We start from the raw sequence: 14,625 nt of genomic DNA, 5'->3' as shown, positions 1-14,625 counted from the left end.
CCTTGCGTCATCACCATCGTCTTCTGGTACCCCCTTCAGAAGGAGACTGGTGATGTGTTGCAACACCCGAATCTGGCATTCCCACCACTGCATCCTGCCGCCGTACGTCAGCCGGCAGATTGCGCAGAACGGCTCCCCGCAGCAGCGCGCGCAGGCCCTGCGGACGCTCTCCATCGACAACACCCTGCGCGCCATCCGCCTGTCGAGCAGCGGCGCGCCCCAGGCCGCGAAGCGGATGATTCCCGGCCCCCTGGTCGTGGAGAGCCAGAAGCTGCGCACCATCTACAACGTGAAGAACACCGAGGCCCTTCCGGGGACGGTGGCCCGCAAGGAGGGGGCGGACGACGCCAACGACGCGGCGGTCGACGAAGCCTATGTCGGCCTGGGCGCGACCTACGACCTCTACTGGGACGTCTACGGGCGCAACTCCATTGACGGCAACGGCATGCCGCTGAACGGCCACGTCCACTATGGCAGTGGCTACGACAACGCCTTCTGGGACGGCGAGCGCATGGTGTTCGGCGACGGCGACGGGGACCTGTTCAACCGCTTCACCATCGCGGTGGACATCATGGGGCACGAGCTGGCCCATGGCGTGACGGAGCACGAGGGCCCTCTTGCCTACTTCTCCCAGGCGGGCGCGCTCAACGAGCACCTGTCGGACTGCTTCGGCTCGCTCGTGAAGCAGCGCCTGTTGAACCAGACGGCGGACCAGGCCGACTGGCTCATCGGCGCGGGGCTCCTCACGGACAAGGTCCAGGGCAAGGCCCTGCGCTCCATGAAGGACCCCGGCACCGCGTTCGACGACCCCGTGCTGGGCAAGGATCCGCAGCCCGCCGTGATGAAGGACTTCGTGAACACGTGGGAGGACAACGGCGGGGTGCACATCAACTCCGGCATCCCCAACAAGGCCTTCTGCATCGCGGCCATCAACCTGAAGGGCTACGCGTGGGAGAAGGCCGGCCTCATCTGGCTGGAGACGCTGCGCGACTCCCGCCTGAAGCCCAACGCCTCGTTCCTCTCCTTCGCCCGGCTCACCGTGACGGCGGCCGTCCGGCTCTACGGCAGCGGCGACGAGGAGCAGATCGTGCGCGACGCGTGGAACCAGGTGGGCATCAAGGTCTCCAAGGAGCGCGCGGGCGCGCCGGCCTGGACGCCGCAGGTGCCGAAGCAGGCCGCGCAGCAGCCGGTGCAGCGCAAGCACTAGCCCCTGGAGCCGACGGGATGCGAATCGAGCTCAAACGGGAGGGAGGCGTCGCCTTCTTCCCGGGCCTCGCCAGGCCCCGCACCGTGGACCTGGCGGCCCTGCCTCCCGCCACGGCGGAGGCGCTCCAGCGGGAGGTGCGGGAGGCCCGCTTCTTCGAACAGCCGGCCACCGTGGGCGGCGGTCCCTCGGCGGGCGCGGACCGGACGAGCTACGCCGTCACCATCGAGGATGACGGCGGGAGGAAGCACTCGGTCCGGCTGGTGGAGCCGGTGACGGAGCCACACCTGCGCTCCCTGCTGGCGCTCATCCAGAAGGCCGAGCGGGAGCAGCGCGCCCCTTGAGTCCTAGTAGTGCGGACGCGTGGGCAGGTTCAGGTCGTCGCGGAGGACGTTCTCCCCGGGGCGGCCGCCCTGCACCACGTCCGGCGTGGACGGGTCCTGGTCCAGGTCGATGGGCAGGCCCACCGCGGACGTCTCGCGGTTGTTCACGCCGTCCTTCTCACCGACCGCCAGCGTGCCGTTGGCGTAGTCCGAGGCGTGCACCAGCTCGTGGAACAGGCCGACGACGGGCGGACGGTTCTGCCAGTCCTCGCTGCCCAGCGAGATGCGCGTGGTGTTGTAGTTCACCGTGCCGTTGGTGCCCTTGCCCGGCGTGCCGTCCGCGTTGAACCAGGCGTCGTCCTTGTTCTGCGCGGCCGCGGAGTTGCCCTGGGTCGTCTGCTTGATGGTCGTGGTGTGGCCGCTGTCATCCAGCGTGCGCAGCAGCTCCTGGCCCGAGGGCAGCGAGCGCATCGCGTCCAGGTCCGACTGCACGCGCGCCTGGAACTCCGCGCTGCCCGACACCGTCACCGAGCGGCCGCGCTGGTCGGCGTTCGTCATGTCGACGATCTCGCGCTCGCTCCCGGTCGCGTCGGCGGTGGTCTCGTTCTCCTCGACGTAGAGCTTGTCCGTGCCCGTGCCGCCGCGGACCGTGTCCTTGCCCTCGCCGCCCGCCACCGCGTCGTTGCCCGAGCCGCCCGACAGCGTGTCATTGCCGCGCCCGCCGATGACCTGGTCGTCGCCCGCGCCGCCGGAGGCACGGTCATCGCCCGCGCCGCCGTCGATGTAGTCCCGGCCGTTGCCGCCGGACACGGAGTCGTTGCCGTCCAGGCCGTAGAGCACGTCGCGGCCCTCGCCGCCCAGGATGCGGTCGTCCCCGGCGCCGCCCTCCAGGTAGTCGTCACCGTCCAGGCCCTGCAGCGTGTCCTTGCCCTCGCCACCGATGACGGTGTCGTTGCCCTTGCCGCCGATGAGCGTGTCGTTGCCCTTGCCGCCGGTGAGCTTGTCGTCACCCGCGCCGCCGTCCAGGGTGAGGTCCTGCGTGACGCTCTCGTCCACGGTGATGGAGTCGTTGCCTTCACCGCCGTTGATGATGGCGCCCTTGGCCTGCTCCGCGGTCAGCGTCACCGTGTCGCTGCCGGACTTGATGGTCAGCCCGCCGTCCTTGTTCTGCGACACCGTCGCGGTGTTGTTGCCCGCGCCCAGGTCCACCACCGTGCGCCCGTCCGCGTTCGTGCTCACCTGCGGCGCGAGCGCCTTCGCCACGCCCTTGCCAATCTTGTCGAGCGCCGAACCAAGCCCCGACGCGATACCGCCCAGGAAGCCGCCGCCGTCCTTGTCCTTCTTCACCTCCGTCTCGGGGGCGCGCGCCTTCGTCAGCGGGGGACGCGAACCCGTGCGGGGCCCGGAGTCGAAGCCGTCCGACATCCGCTGCGCGACGGCGGCCTTCACCGCATTGGGCTTCACGGGCGCGGCGGGCGTCTTCGGCTGCGGGGTGCTGACAGGGGACGTCGTGCGCGAGCCGGGCTTGCCAATCGTGGTCATGTCGCTTCTCCCAGGTGACGGAGACACCCGGTGCGGGTCCGGCGGACGGATGCCGGGGAGCGGATGGATGCCGCCCGAAGGGGATTGTCGCGGATGCGTGACGCCAGGTTGCCTGGGGCCTGCTGATTCCGGTCCAACCCCTCGGAAAGACTCGCCCGGGAGGGGGGCTCAAAGGGGAAGCTGGGCGCCGTCCAGGGTGAGCACGCACTGGGGGATGGCCCATGGCTCCTGGGGATCGGACAGGACCCCCAGGTATGCACCGGGCACGACATGCCCGGCGGTGCCCGCGGCGACCGTCACCCGCAGGGAGACCCGTGCGGTGGGGTCCGCCTCGTGCCAGGGGATGACGTCCAACTCCAGCACATGGGCCTTGACCACGCCGTTCCGTTGCACCGAGCCCAGGATGGCCGCGTTCTCCACGCGCGCCCAGGCCAGCCGGGCACGGCTCAGGTGCTGGTCCTGGACGGCCTGGAGCTGTCGCCACTCCCTCACATTGACGGGGAGCTTGAGGTGCCCGGCATAGAGCGCGAACCCCAGCCCCATGAGACACATGGACACTCCGAGGACGGGGACGCCCACGATGAAGAAGAAGACCCCGATCCCCGCGCTGATCAGGCTGCCTCTCAGAAGGTCCCGTGCCTGATGGGGGGCATACAGCGGCTGCGGTCTCACGCTCAGGGCTGGCGGCGGCCACGGGGGGGCCACATCCGGCGGGAGGGTGGAGGGGGCGGGCCGCAGCGCGACGAGTCTTGCGTGATCCAACGGAAGCGGGTGGTTCATGGGGGCACCGGTCCTTCTACTGCGATGCGTGCGCGGGATGCCGGATGCTGGCGCGGTGTCAGGGCCATGTCACGAACGTGTGACGCGGTTCGCTCGTTCGTGTGACAGGACGGGGGCGCCGGTAACGGTGTGGCAACAACAGGGGGCGGTGCGTGGCGGAAGGCGGCGCCATTCGGTAACGGGAGCGCCACATCGGGATCGGCGGGTCCTTCCCTGTTCCCCGCCGGCTCCCACGCACCCATGTCCTTCGCCTCGTCCCACCGCTCCGTCCTTCAGGCCCTGCTGGCTGGTACCGCGCTCCTCTTCTCCACCTCCGCCCTGGCCCAGGCCCAGGAGACCCCGCCCGAGTCCGCTCCCAAGGGCGAGGTCGTGCCTCCCGCCGCCCTGCCGCCTCCTGCGGAGGAGAAGGAGAAGGAAAAGGAGAAGACCAAGCCCTGGTACGAGACCATCCGCCTCCGGGGCTACACGCAGATCCGCTACAACCGGCTGCCCAGCTTCCGGGTGAACGACGCGCTCATCAACGAGCAGGGTGACCGCTTCCTGGGCAAGGACACCGGCTTCGGCATCCGCCGCGCGCGGCTCGTCATCTTCGGGGACGTGCACCCGCACGTGTCCATCTACCTGCAGCCGGACTTCGCCTCCGTCATCGGTGACCAGTACAACGTCGCCATCATGCGGGACTGGTACGCGGACATCTTCGTGGACGCGAAGAAGGAGTTCCGCTTCCGCGTGGGCCAGTCGAAGGTGCCCTTCGGCTTCGAGAACCTCCAGTCCAGCCAGAACCGCCTGGCGCTGGACCGCAACGACGCCATCAACAGCGCGCTGAAGGACGAGCGCGACCTGGGCGTGTTCTTCTACTGGGCGCCCTCGCACATCCGCGAGCGCTTCAAGTACCTCGTCGACAGCGGCCTCAAGGGCTCCGGCGACTACGGCGTGGTGGGCCTGGGCGTCTACAACGGCCAGACGGCCAACCGCGCCGAGCGCAACAACAGCCCCCACGCCGTCGCGCGCGTCAGCTATCCCTTCCTCTTCGGCTCCCAGTACGTGGAGGCCGGTGTCGGCGGCTACTACGGCCGCTTCAACACCACCGCGACTCCGCGCGATGACGCGGCCTATGCGCTCGCGCGCGGTCCGAACATGGTGGATGCCCGCGGCATCGTCAGCCTGACCATCTACCCGCAGCCGCTGGGCTTCCAGGCGGAGTACAACTTCGGGCGCGGGCCGTCGCAGGGCTCGTTCCCGGACGAGGCGCTGCTCATCGACAGCCGCAACCTTCAGGGCGGCTACGCGCAGCTCATGTACAAGCTGGACGGGGTGGGGGGCGTGTCGCTCATCCCCTACGTGCGCGGCACGCTCTACAAGGGCGGCAAGAAGTTCGAGACCAACGCCCCCCGCTACGACGTGCGCGAGCTGGAGCTGGGCGCGGAGTGGCAGATCTGGAAGGCCCTGGAGCTGACGGCCGCCTACGTCATCGCGGACCGCACCTCGTCGCGCTACCCGTATGAACAGGAGCAGGGGCACGTGACGCGCCTCCAGCTCCAGTTCAACTACTGAGTCAGAGGCGCGGGTCGACGGGCTCGCTCTCCAGGGCGAGCACGCCGAAGACGCACTCGTGCACGCGGCGCAGGGACTCCTTCTTCGTGAAGCGCTCCAGTCCCTCCACGCCCAGCGCGAACTCGCGCAGCGCGAGGGAACGCTTGGTGCCCAGGCCGCGCTGGCGCAGCCGGTCCAGGTTCGCGGGCGCGGTGTACTCCGGGCCGTAGATGATGCGCAGGTACTCCGGACCCCGGGACTTGATGGCGGGCTGCACCACGCCCTTGCGTCCCCGCACCGCGAAGGCGAAGGGCTTCACCACCATGCCCTCGCCGCCGCGCGCGGTGAGCTCCTCCCACCACCGCACGCCGCCAGCCACCGCGTCCGCGTCCTCCACCGCCACCACGCGGTAGGGCGTGGCCACGAGGAACGACGGGTCCGCGCGGCACACGCGCGCCAGCGTCTCCATGTGCCAGACATGGTCCTTGTCCACGTGGGTCGCGCCCTCCGTGGCCAGCAGGTGAAAGGGCGCCAGGCGCACGTCGTCCATGGACGTCACCGGCCAGCAGTAGCGCCGGTACGCCTCCACGTAGCGTTGCACCTGGGTGGCCTTGTCCGTGAAGCGCGAGGACAGCTCGCCCAGCGGCAGGCCCCGGGCGGTGGCCTGCCCCAGCACGGACACCACGTCCGTCAGCGCGGCGCGGGAGGCCGCGCCCACGGCGGCGTACGGGTCGCGCAGCAGCTCCTGGGCCTTGAGCGACCAGGGCATCAGCTCGCAGTCCAGGCAGGCCCAGTCCGTCTTCAGCTCCTCCCAGAAGCCAGACGCGTCCAGCGCCGCCCGGAAGCGCGCGAGGAACGCGGCCTCCAGGGCTTCGTCGGTGAAGAAGCGCCGGCCGGTGCGCGTGTAGCAGACGCCCGTCTCGCCGGAGGTGACACCGAAGCGGCGGCGGGCCGCGTCCGCGTCGCGCGCGATGACGACGACGGCGCGCGAGCCCATGTGCTTCTCCTCGCAGACGACCTGGGCCACGCCCTCCTTGCGGTAGTAGTCGAACGCCTGCTGGGGATGCTCCAGGAAGCCGGGCAGGGTGCTCGTCTCCGACGGCGACATGGTGGGCGGCAGGTAGATGAGCCAGCGCGGGTCGATGGCGAAGCGGCTCATCGCCTCCAGCGCGGCGGTGGTGTTCTCCTCGCGCAAGGTGACGTGCGCGGCCAGCCGCGTGGAGATGATGCGCTTGCCCCGCACGTCCTCCAGGTCCAGCACGTCATCCGCCTGCTGCTGCGCGCTCAGGCCGGATGGGGCCGGGGCGGCCAGGGGCTTCACCGGCTCGCAGTACACGCGCTGCGCGGGCACGGAGACCAGCTCCTTCTCCGGGTAGCGCAGGGCGGTGAGCCGGCCGCCGTAGACGCAGCCGGTGTCCACGCACAGCGTGTTGTTGACCCACTCGGCCTCCAGCACGGCCTGGTGGCCGTACACCACCGCCGCGCGGCCCCGGTACTCCGCCGCCCAGTTGAAGCGCACCGGGAAGCCGTACTCGTCCGTCTCGCCCGTCGTCTCGCCGTAGAGCGCGAAGGTGCGCACGCGGCCGGAGCCCCGGCCCTGCATGCTCTCCTTCAGGCCGGCGTGCGCCACCACCAGGCGCCCGTCGTCCAGCACGTAGTGGGACACCCGGTCGTCGATGAACTTCGCCACGCGCTGGTGGAACTCCGGCGGTTCCTTCTCCAACTGCTCCAGCGTCTGGGCCATGCCGTGGGACACGTTGACCTTGCCGCCGCGCAGCTTGCGCAGCAGCTTCATCTCGTGGTTGCCCGGCACGCACAGCGCGGTGCCGGCCTCCACCATGTCCATCACCAGCCGCAGCACGCCCGGGATGTCCGGGCCCCGGTCCACCAGGTCGCCCAGGAAGATGGCCTTGCGGCCTTCCGGCGGGCGCACGTCGAAGCCCGGCGTGCCGTCCGCGCGCGGACGCACCTGGTAGCCCAGCTTCGCGAGCAGCGCCTCCAGCTCCTCCCGGCAGCCGTGGATGTCGCCGATGATGTCGAACGGCCCGCGCTCGTGCTTGAGGTTGCACCAGAGCGGCTGTCGCTCCAGCACCACGCGTTCGATGACGTCCGGCTTGAGGACGTGGAGGTGGCGGAAGCCCTCGCGCTCCAGGCCTCGCATGGAGCGGTGCATCTGCGAGACCTGGTTCTTCACGAAGCGGAAGCTGGCGGCGCGGTCCGGCCGCTGCTGGTTGCGCTCGATGCAGGTGCGCTCCGGCACGTCCAGCACCAGCGCCACGGGCAGCACGTGGTACTCGCGCGCCAGCTCCACGAAGGCCTTGCGGGACTCCGGCTGCACGTTGGTGGCGTCCACCACGGTGAGCAGGCCCCGCGCCAGCCGCTTCGCCGCGACGTAGCGCAGCGTCTCGAAGGCGTCCTTCGTCGCCTCCTGGTTGTTCTCGTCGTCGGACACGAAACCCCGGTAGGTGTCCGAGGAGAGCACCTCCGTGGGCTTGAAGTGCCGGCGCGCGAAGGTCGACTTCCCCGACCCGGAGGGACCGATGAGCACCACGAGCGACAGCTCTGGAATGTGGATGTTCATCGCGTGAACACCGCCATCTGCGTCGGCGCGCCGACCTCCGCGTCGTTCTCTCCCACCGGCCGGAAGCTCACGGTGTAGCCGTAGCGCTCGCACATGCCTGCCGCCCACGCCTCGAACTCGGCGCGGGTCCACTCGAAGCGGTGGTCGCGGTGGCGGAAGGTACCGGCGGGGAGCGAGGTGAAGCGCACGTTGTACTCGGCGTTGGGGGTGGTGAGCAGGATGAGGCCCGGCCGCGTGTACTCGAAGAGCACGCGCTCGAAGGCCGCGAGGCGCGGCATGTCCAGGTGTTCGATGACTTCAATGACGGTGGCGGCGTCGAAGCCCGCGAGCCGCGTGTCGCGGTACAGCAGCGAGCCGTGCAGCAGCTTCACGCGCTGGCGTTGCAGGTCCGGCATCCGTTCGATGCCGAGCCGGTCGTGGGCCACCTCCAGCGTGCGGTGGGATACGTCCATGCCCACAATCTCCGTAAAGCGGCGGTCCTTCAGGAGGGCCTTGATGAGCTTGCCCTCGCCGCAGCCCAGGTCCACCACGCGCGCGGCGCCGTGCTCCTGGAGGGCGGTCATCACCGTCTGGAGCCGCTGCTCGTTGAGGCTCAGGCGCGACTCGAGCACGGCCTCCTCGGCGTTGCGCGCCTCCTGGCGTTCCTCGGGCTCGGGGGCCTCGTCGCCCGCGAGCCGCTCCAGGGCCTCGCGCGCCAGGCTGTGGCGGTGGCGCAGGTAGCGGCGGGCAATCTGTTCGCGCTCCGGGTGCGTGGCGAGCCAGCCCTCACCGTGGCGCAGGAGCTTCTCCACCTCCTCGTCGCCGACCCAGTAGTGCTTGTCGTCGTCGAGCACCGGGATGAGGACGTACAGGTGCGAGAGCAGGTCGCCCAGGCGCACCTGCCCCTCCAGCGTCACGGTGAAATAGCGGCTGTCTCCCCACGCGGGCACCGTCTCATCCAGCGCGTGGCGGGTCGCGGTGACGGTGTAGCCGAGCGGCTCGAAGAGGCGGCGCAGGAAGACCTCTCCGCCCCGGCAGGGCAGCACCGACAGGCGGGCGGAGAGCGGGATGGGCTGTCCGGCCAGCTCCGGCCGGTCCTTGCTGCGTCCGGACAGCGCGGTGCCGAAGACGCGGGACAGCGCCACGCTCATGAAGGACGAGGCGACGTAGGGCCGGTCGTTGACGTACTGCTCCAGCGGACCGCCCGGGCCGCCGCCGGACGACGGCCGGCCGCGAACCAGGGCGACGGGATCCACCTCCAGGAGGAGCGCCGCCGTGGTGCGGCTGGCGGAGGCCTCCGGGTAGAAGACGTGCGCCAGTCCGAAGGGGAGCTCGAAGGACTGGGGCCGTTCCGGGTTCTTGTGCAGCAGGTAGCCCAGGTCCGTCGCGGGCGAATGGGTCGTCGAAAGGGTCAGGAGCATGGGAGGCGCGCGTGAATCCTGCTGCGCGCCGGACGGGTGGAACAAGGGGCCCTGACGGAAAGGGGGCCCCTTCTTCCCCGCCTACCCGCCGACCGCTTGGTCGATGGCGCCGAAGATGCTGGCGCCCGCGTCATCCCGCATCTCGATGCGCACCCGGTTGCCGCGCTTCAGGAACGGCGTCTTCGGCGCGCCGTCCCGGAGCGTCTCCACCACGCGCACCTCCGCGATGCACGAGTATCCCGCGCCGCCGTCCTTCACCGGCTTGCCGGGGCCGCCGTCCGGGCCCCGGTTGGACACCGTGCCGGAGCCGACGATGCTGCCCGCGCACAGCGAGCGCGTCTTCGCCGCGTGGGCCACCAGCGTGCCGAAGTCGAACGTCATGTCCACGCCCGCGTCCGCGCGGCCGAAGGGCTCGCCGTCGAGGAAGACCTCCAGGCGGCGGTGCAGCTTGCCCTCCCGCCACGCGGTGCCCAGCTCGTCCGGCGTGACGAACACCGGAGAGAACGCCGACGCGGGCTTGGACTGGAAGAAGCCGAAGCCCTTCGCCAGCTCGTTCGGGATGAGGTTGCGCAGGGACACGTCGTTGACCAGCCCCACCAGCACGACGGCGCCCAGGGCCTGCTCACGCGTGGCGCCTGGCGGCACGTCGCGCGTCACCACCACGACCTCGCCCTCCATGTCGCAGCCCCACGCCTCGTCGGCGAGCGGGATGGGCTGACGGGGCCCGAGGAATCCATCCGAGCCGCCCTGGTACATCAAGGGGTCGGTCCAGAACGAGGGCGGCAGCTCCGCGCCGCGCGCCCTGCGCACCAGCTCCACGTGGTTCACGTACGCGGAGCCATCCGCCCACTGGTAGGCGCGGGGCAGGGGCGCCGCGCACCGGACGGGGTCGAAGGGCGCTCCGGGAACCTCTCCGCGCTCCAGCCGCTCCGACAGCGCGCGCAGGGCCGGCGCGTGGCGGTCCCAGTCATCCAGCGCGGCCTGGAGCGTGGGGGCGATGGCGGACGCATCCGCCTGCCGGGACAGGTCCTTCGTCACGACGACGAGCCGCCCGTCCCGTCCTGCTTCGAGAGAGGCGAGCTTCACGGCTGACCGCCTCCCGAGGACGACAGCTTCGCCTTGGGCAGGTCCGCCCAGCAGGCGTCGTAGTCCTTCTGGAGGACGGAGCTCTCCATGGCCTGGCGCGTGGGCGCGATGACCCAGCGAGTCTCGAACATGAAGGCGAGCGTGTTGTCGATCTTCTTCGGCGTCAGCTCCGCGGCGACGGCGGCCTCGTACGTCTTGCGGTCCGGGCCGTGCGCGCTCATGCAGTTGTGGAGCGACGCGCCGCCAGGGAGGAACGCGTCCGCCTTGGCGTCGTAGACGCCGTGGACCAGGCCCATCAGCTCGCTCATCACGTTGCGGTGGAACCAGGGCGGCCGGAAGGTGTTCTCCGCGACCATCCACCGGGGCGGGAAGATAACGAAGTCGCAGTTCGCCGTTCCCGGCGTGTCACTGGGCGACGTGAGCACCGTGAAGATGGACGGATCCGGGTGGTCGTAGCTCACCGTGTTGATGGTGTTGAAGCGCGCCAGGTCATAGGTGTACGGCGCGTAGTTGCCGTGCCACGCCACGACGTCGAACGGCGAGTGGTCCAGCGTCGTCTCCCAGAGGTTCCCCTGGAACTTCTGCACCACGCGCGTGGGGCGCTCCACGTCTTCATAGGCCGCGTGCGGCGCCACGAAGTCGCGCGGGTTCGCCAGGCCGTTGGAGCCGATGGGCCCCAGCTCCGGGAGCCGGAACTGCGCGCCGTAGTTCTCGCAGATGTAGCCGCGCGCGGGGCCGCCGGGCAGCTCCACCCGCATGCGCATGCCGCGCGGGATGAGCGCGACGTGGCCGGGCGGAACCTCCAGCACGCCCAGCTCCGTGACGATGCGCAGCGTCCCGGACTGGGGGACGATGAGCAGCTCGCCGTCCGCGTTGAAGAACGCCGTGTCCGTCATGGACGCGTTCGCCGCGTAGAGGTGCACCGCCGCGCCCGCGCCTTCGGACGGGGAGCCGTTGCCGCCCAGCGTGAAGAGGCCCTCCAGGAAGGTGGTGGGCGTGGTGGGCATGGGCGCCGGGCTCCAGCGCAGCCGGTTGGGCGAGGGAGGCACCTCCCGGAACGGTCCGCTCTTCAGCGTGCGGGCCTCCACGGGCCGGTACGCCGGGTGGCCCGCGCTGGGCCGCAGCCGGTACATCCACGTGCGCCGGTTCACGCCGCGCGGCGCGGTGAACGCGGTGCCGGAGAGCTGCTCGGCGTAGAGGCCGAACGCGACGCGCTGGGGCGTGTTCTGGCCCACGGGAAGCGCACCGGCGACAGCCTCCGATGCGTGCTCGTTTCCAAAGCCTGTCAGGTGGCGGACGTTTTCCATGGCGTCCGAAATAGTAACAGATGTAACCAACCCGGCAAGGCTCAGGGGCCGGGCTTGAGGGCTCGGATGGCCGCGCGCTCCACACGCTCCAGCAGGGCGCGCAGCACCTCGCGTTCAGAGGCCGACAGCTCCGCGAGCACCTCCGCCTCCGCTTCGAGCGCGGCGGGGGCGATGCGCTGGTAGAGCCTGCGTCCCGAGGCGGTCAGCGTCAGGCGCCGCGAGCGGGCGTCGCTCTGGCTCGTGGCGCGCCGCACCAATCCGCGCTCCTCCAGCGAGCGCGCGGCGCGGCTCACCGGGACCTTCTCCATGCGCGTGCGCCGGACGAGCTCCAGTTGAGAGCGTTCGCCGTCCTCGCCCAGGACGGCGATGAGCCGCCACTCCTGCGTGGAGAGGCCGTCCTCGGCCGCGTACACGCGGGCGATGCGCTGGCTCACGACGTTGTCCGCGACCGACAGGCGATAGGGGAGGAAGTCATCGAGGGTGAGGCTCGCGGCGCGTGCTTTCTTCATCGGGCGCCGGACTATAGCCAGCCACCCAAGCGGGCGGACGCGGTGGGCGCATTGCGCGAGGAGGCGGTGGCGCGGACCTTCATGGGCAGGGAGGCCCCCATGGCCACGAGCAAGCAGCGCGCCGCCGGGCGCAAGAACATCAAGAAGGCCGCGACCGCGGCGAAGCGGAAGGGCACGCTCAAGAAGCTGCCCAAGAGCACCCGCACCGCGCTGGGCAAGCAAGCCAACAAGGTGAAGCGTCAGAAGTCCAGGGCGCGCTAGGGAATGCCGCTCTGGCTCCAGGCCGGGCTGTGGGGGTTGCTCGCGGGAAGCGCGCTGCTGGTCGGCGCGGCGGTGGGCTATGCCGCCCGCCTGCCCACGCGCCTCATCGCCGGCATCATGGCGTTTGGCGCGGGGGTGCTCATCTCCGCGCTCTCCTTCGACCTGATGGACGAGGCCTTCCACCAGGGAGGCTTCATCCCCACCGCGCTGGGGTTCGTCTCTGGCGCCGCCGTCTACAGCGCCGCCAACCTGGCGCTCGCGCGCAGGGGCGCGAAGCACCGCAAGCGTTCCAGCGGGAGGCAGCCCTCGGAGGAGCAGCACGGTGGCAGCGGGACGGCCATCGCCGTGGGAGCGCTGCTGGACGGGATTCCGGAGTCCATTGTCATCGGCGTGAGCCTCATCGCGGGAGGCGCGGTGAGCCTGGTGGCCGTCGCCGCCGTGTTCCTCTCCAATGTTCCGGAGGGCCTCTCCTCCGCGGCGGGGATGCGGCAGGCCGGAAGGTCCAGGGGCTACGTCTTCGGCGTGTGGAGCGGCATCGCGGTCATCTCCGGCCTGGCGTCGCTGCTGGGCTACGTCGTCTTCCGGGGGTTCTCTCCCAGCGTCGTGGCGGGGACCACCGCGGTGGCGGCGGGCGCCATCCTCGCCATGCTCGCGGACACGATGATGCCGGAGGCCACGGAAGGAGCCCATGACCTCACCGGCCTCATCACGGTCGCGGGCTTCCTCGCCGCGTTCGTGCTCAGCAAGCTGGGAGGGTGATGGACCCGGGCCGGGGGGGCCGCCAGGGAGGCGGGGTGCTAGTGTCGCGCACCCATCCGTCCCCGGAAGGAGTGCGCTCCATGCTGTCGCTGCTCGCCACCGTCCTGCTCGCGTCCGCGCCCGTGACTCCTTCGTTGTCGCTGCTCACGCCGGAGGACACGCCCGCGCACTCCGCGCGGCTGCTGGTGGCGCAGGCCCCGGAGCCCGGCGTTCAGGAGATTCCTGCTCCCTCGACCCCCTTTCCGGACCGGAGCCTGGATGGGCGCATCCAGGAGCTGACGCAGCGGGTGGGCCTGCTCCAGGAGGAGATCGACGGCATCCGCCTGGGCCGCCCGCGCAGCTCGAAGATCATGACGACCTTCGGCTTCATCCTCGCGGCGGCGCTGGTGTTTGGCCTGCCCGTGATGATCGACGGCCTGCTGGATTCAGGCTCGGACCGGACGCTGAAGCTGGTCCTGGGCGTGCCCTTCACGGCCGTCGGCATCGTGGGCGTGGTGATGGTCGTCACGGGCTTCAGCCGGGGCGCGCGCTTCGCGCGGGAGAACAAGGCCCGGCGCGACGCGCTCATCGAAGAGAAGACCCAACTGGAAGCGGAGTTGCGGGACCTGCGGGCCCGCCGCGACGGCCTGCGCTCGCGGCAGTGGCAGCCCCGCCCCTCCATCCCCCTCATCGCCGTGAACTTCTAGTAGGTGCAGGCGCGGTTGAAGCAATACCCCTGAGCCGTGCCGCAGACGCAATCCGAGTCGTCGATGCAGCGGGTGGACGGGCACGTCGGACCGCCACCGCCGCCGCCGCCACCCGGGAGCTGGTAGGAGCAGGCGTTGCGCGTACACGCCACGGACTGCGCGTTGGGACACGCGTTCCAGCAGTCATCCACGGAGGAACACCGGACGGAGATGCAGAGCAGGCCCGCGGCCTCCTCGGGCGTGGGTTCAGAGGTCAGTGCCTCTGAGTCGTCGGTGGCGGCGCACACCGCCTGCGTGGCCATCTCCAGGGCCGGCGCGGACGGCTCCGCGAAGGCCGTGGTGGCCGCGAAGGACAGCAGGACAGCGACACTCCAGGACAGGCTTCGGCGGGACGACGACATGGCGGTGCGCTCTTTGCTCCCAGTGAAGCCATGCGGCACTGCATGGGGATTCCTGGGAGCACCAAATTAACATGGCTGTCCGGGCTGGGACCGCGTGCCCCCTGGTGACAGCGGCCACCAGGCCCCTGACGGCGGACATCAGGACCGGGCCTCCAGGAGCGGGCCAACCCACTGGAATCACGTGAGGGACGTGTGCTCAGGGGGCGGCACGACGGTTGCTCTAGGGGTGGGCACACGACGTCTTCGCATCCCG

14 protein-coding genes are annotated in these 14,625 nt (G+C 70.5%); 6 read left to right on the top strand and 8 right to left on the bottom strand.

All coding sequences use genetic code 11. The annotated features are described in order from the left end of the window. Window positions 1-52: 52 nt before the first annotated feature. Both ACX114_RS29605 and ACX114_RS29600 read left to right on the top strand, forming a co-directional pair. On the top strand, window positions 53-1,207 hold the full coding sequence (locus ACX114_RS29605) for a M4 family metallopeptidase (protein ID WP_459290037.1): 1,155 nt from the start codon (window positions 53-55) through the stop codon (window positions 1,205-1,207). A 17-nt stretch (window positions 1,208-1,224) separates the two neighbouring features. Next, on the top strand, window positions 1,225-1,548 hold the full coding sequence (locus tag ACX114_RS29600) for a protealysin inhibitor emfourin (protein ID WP_459290035.1): 324 nt from the start codon (window positions 1,225-1,227) through the stop codon (window positions 1,546-1,548). 3 nt (window positions 1,549-1,551) lie between these two features. On the opposite strand, the gene ACX114_RS29595 is transcribed toward ACX114_RS29600, so the two are convergent. Next, on the bottom strand, window positions 1,552-3,069 hold the full coding sequence (locus tag ACX114_RS29595; RefSeq protein ID WP_459290033.1) for a M91 family zinc metallopeptidase: 1,518 nt from the start codon (window positions 3,067-3,069) through the stop codon (window positions 1,552-1,554). A gap of 168 nt (window positions 3,070-3,237) precedes the next feature. Further along, window positions 3,238-3,621, bottom strand: a complete 384-nt coding sequence (locus tag ACX114_RS29590; protein ID WP_459290031.1) for a hypothetical protein — start codon at window positions 3,619-3,621, stop codon at window positions 3,238-3,240. A 468-nt stretch (window positions 3,622-4,089) separates the two neighbouring features. Here ACX114_RS29590 and ACX114_RS29585 point away from each other — a divergent pair, with 468 nt between their 5' ends. Then, complete coding sequence (locus tag ACX114_RS29585; protein ID WP_459290029.1) at window positions 4,090-5,403, top strand: porin; 1,314 nt, start codon at window positions 4,090-4,092, stop codon at window positions 5,401-5,403. 1 nt (window position 5,404) lies between these two features. On the opposite strand, the gene ACX114_RS29580 is transcribed toward ACX114_RS29585, so the two are convergent. From ACX114_RS29580 to ACX114_RS29560, 5 genes are all read right to left on the bottom strand, one after another. After that, on the bottom strand, window positions 5,405-7,963 hold the full coding sequence (locus tag ACX114_RS29580) for a polynucleotide kinase-phosphatase (protein ID WP_459290027.1): 2,559 nt from the start codon (window positions 7,961-7,963) through the stop codon (window positions 5,405-5,407). Then, window positions 7,960-9,363 carry a 3' terminal RNA ribose 2'-O-methyltransferase Hen1 gene (locus ACX114_RS29575; RefSeq protein WP_459290025.1) on the bottom strand — a complete coding sequence of 468 codons (1,404 nt, stop codon included), beginning with the start codon at window positions 9,361-9,363 and terminating at the stop codon, window positions 7,960-7,962. The genes ACX114_RS29580 and ACX114_RS29575 overlap by 4 nt, the downstream gene beginning before the upstream one ends. An 81-nt stretch (window positions 9,364-9,444) precedes the next feature. After that, window positions 9,445-10,449 (bottom strand): fumarylacetoacetate hydrolase family protein, encoded by a 1,005-nt coding sequence (locus tag ACX114_RS29570; protein WP_459290023.1) that lies wholly within the window; start codon window positions 10,447-10,449, stop codon window positions 9,445-9,447. Next, the gene (gene hmgA, locus ACX114_RS29565) at window positions 10,446-11,756 is read right to left on the bottom strand and encodes a homogentisate 1,2-dioxygenase (protein WP_459290021.1); all 1,311 of its coding nucleotides are present in this window, start codon (window positions 11,754-11,756) and stop codon (window positions 10,446-10,448) included. The genes ACX114_RS29570 and hmgA overlap by 4 nt, the downstream gene beginning before the upstream one ends. Window positions 11,757-11,797: 41 nt before the next feature. Further along, window positions 11,798-12,265: a MarR family winged helix-turn-helix transcriptional regulator gene (locus ACX114_RS29560; RefSeq protein WP_459290019.1), complete on the bottom strand. Its 468-nt coding sequence runs from the start codon at window positions 12,263-12,265 to the stop codon at window positions 11,798-11,800. 99 nt (window positions 12,266-12,364) lie between these two features. Between ACX114_RS29560 and ACX114_RS29555 the strand changes: the two genes are divergently transcribed. The 3 genes from ACX114_RS29555 to ACX114_RS29545 all read left to right on the top strand — a co-directional run bounded on the left by ACX114_RS29555 (window position 12,365) and on the right by ACX114_RS29545 (window position 13,971). After that, window positions 12,365-12,526, top strand: coding sequence for a hypothetical protein (locus tag ACX114_RS29555; protein WP_459290017.1), 162 nt, complete (start codon window positions 12,365-12,367; stop codon window positions 12,524-12,526). A gap of 3 nt (window positions 12,527-12,529) precedes the next feature. Then, window positions 12,530-13,285 carry a ZIP family metal transporter gene (locus ACX114_RS29550; protein WP_459290015.1) on the top strand — a complete coding sequence of 252 codons (756 nt, stop codon included), beginning with the start codon at window positions 12,530-12,532 and terminating at the stop codon, window positions 13,283-13,285. An 80-nt stretch (window positions 13,286-13,365) separates the two neighbouring features. Further along, window positions 13,366-13,971 carry a hypothetical protein gene (locus ACX114_RS29545; RefSeq protein WP_459290013.1) on the top strand — a complete coding sequence of 202 codons (606 nt, stop codon included), beginning with the start codon at window positions 13,366-13,368 and terminating at the stop codon, window positions 13,969-13,971. Here ACX114_RS29545 and ACX114_RS29540 read toward each other — a convergent pair. Beyond that, entirely contained in the window at window positions 13,968-14,372 is a 405-nt protein-coding gene (locus tag ACX114_RS29540; RefSeq protein WP_459290012.1) for a hypothetical protein, read from the bottom strand. The two genes, ACX114_RS29545 and ACX114_RS29540, sit on opposite strands and share 4 nt — an antisense overlap. Between the last annotated feature and the right edge of the window lie 253 nt (window positions 14,373-14,625).

The sequence above is a fragment of the Corallococcus sp. M7 genome (assembly GCF_054512695.1).
Note: the sequence above shows the minus strand (reverse complement) of the source record. Positions and strands in the feature narration are given on the sequence as shown.